Raw genomic sequence first — 1,928 nt, forward strand, 5'->3', positions numbered from 1 at the left:
AAAAGGAAGGACAAATGTCCTTCCTTTTTTTGTCCTTTTTTTGAACTTTACCTATAAAATTAGGAAGTCGTATGGCTTGTATCTAATTTTTTAAATGATCCTGTAGTAAAACCTTGTATTTGATGAATTCGAATAAAGGTTTGTATTATGCTAAAGTATCCAAGTATTCTCAATGTGTTCTTTTTCGGCAACAGAACTTTACGATTCCAAAACCTTCTTCAATTATTCGTTGTTGTACCATCAAAGTTTATTCCATTAATTTAAAATACTTACAATAAGACTTTATAATGACGATTTGGGATTACCACTTGTTTTCACTCATTAATTATAAATGCGTAGAAATCTAATGTTTTTAGATTGACTGGTTCTAATAAGTCTAATTTTGTTAAATAATTGAATTTTTTCAATTATAGATTTATCTATTGAATAAATTTAGGTTGATAGACATAAAACTGCAGCTAGATTGTCGATATATGCTACGTCTTTCAAAATAAATATTTTAAAAATTAGAATCGGAATCAGAATACTGCCTATCCTTACTTTTTAAAGTTGTAAATGGGAATTAAAGCAGTTATTATGACACAATTAAAAATACAATATGAATGAGATACTTGAATTATTAAAAACATAGATATTACTCGAGATGGTGAATACATTAAGGCCGACTGTCGCATATTGACTTGATCAGTAGAGTATATACAAAAACACCTAATAGTATTTGGAAGGAAATATACAATTTTACGTGAAAGATATCCATTTTATAAATGTAGCCATTATTTACAAGTATATTTTTACCCATGGTAGTACACCAAAAAAAGCTGCATCATGAAACTTGTTTGCCTTCTTAACTTTAAAATACATTATTGCAATATGGTTTATCGATTTGACTAATTAACTCTGAACCATAATAATTGTTATTGATCATATATCAAACCAGTATGGCGTTGTCGTTTAACTTGATGTTATCATTGGTTTATTAATTTAAAGAGGTTATAGTATGCGCCAAACTAGATACAATAAGAAATCCCACAAAAAGACGATTTTGATTATCATAATTGCCTTAGTTGCTTTAATAGCTATAGGAGTTATTTTCTTTTTTCCACTAAATAATACTGTAAGAAACATTAGTGGAGGAAATGATACAGCGACGGATAGAATGATTAAAGAAGAATTAGTTAGACGAGTTGATACCACTAAGAATGGTGATCCACATCATGACAAGAAAGTTGCTAAAGCGGTTAAGTCTATAAAAGGTACTAAGATATCAGATATAATGAAAGCAGCCAACGATCAGGATAAGGCAGCTAAAGAATTACATAATAATACTCCACTATCATCAGCAGCATCTAAGGAAGTTGCAAAAAAGGTCTTTAACGATAGTAGATATGATAAACTTCGTCAGGCCGTAAGTAGTGGTAACTGGTATTCGGCATATAGTCAATATAAAGAGTTATCTAATAATGGTTCTCTAAACGAATTAAGAAATAGTATAAATAAGTAGTTGTACTTAGGGGTGATCGAATAAAATCGATTGCTCTTTTTTTTATGTGATTAATACCATAAAGCGGAAATTCATGTATTACTTGGGTTATTAAATTCAGTTCAATTTTGTAATTAATGATACGTATAACAATAAGGATTATTGTTATAAAGGATTGAATATTTTATTGGAATTCATTAACGGTAGTCGAGATATGCCCGATTTATTTCTAAAGGATAGAACCTGTTATAATCACATATTTAGCATTAGTCTAAAAGTTATTGGTCAAATTTGATGACAATCATTATTATTTATACTATAATCTTAATTGCTAGATATCTTGATATGTAAGATAAATAAGTGCCCTTTGAATTAATTTTATTTTTTTTAAAAAAGTACTTGCAAAGGTGTTACTTAACTAGTAATATATTACCTGTTGTTGCGACAG

General features: G+C 28.6%; 1 protein-coding gene. It reads left to right on the forward strand.

The window, feature by feature from the left end; all coding sequences use genetic code 11:
- Window positions 1–997: 997 nt before the first annotated feature.
- Window positions 998–1,501, forward strand: coding sequence for a hypothetical protein (locus FC72_RS10535; RefSeq protein ID WP_057767486.1), 504 nt, complete (start codon window positions 998–1,000; stop codon window positions 1,499–1,501).
- The last annotated feature ends 427 nt before the right edge of the window (window positions 1,502–1,928 follow it).

Origin of the sequence: Companilactobacillus tucceti DSM 20183, assembly GCF_001434665.1 — a bacterium.
GTDB classification, from domain to species: Bacteria; Bacillota; Bacilli; order Lactobacillales; family Lactobacillaceae; genus Companilactobacillus; species Companilactobacillus tucceti.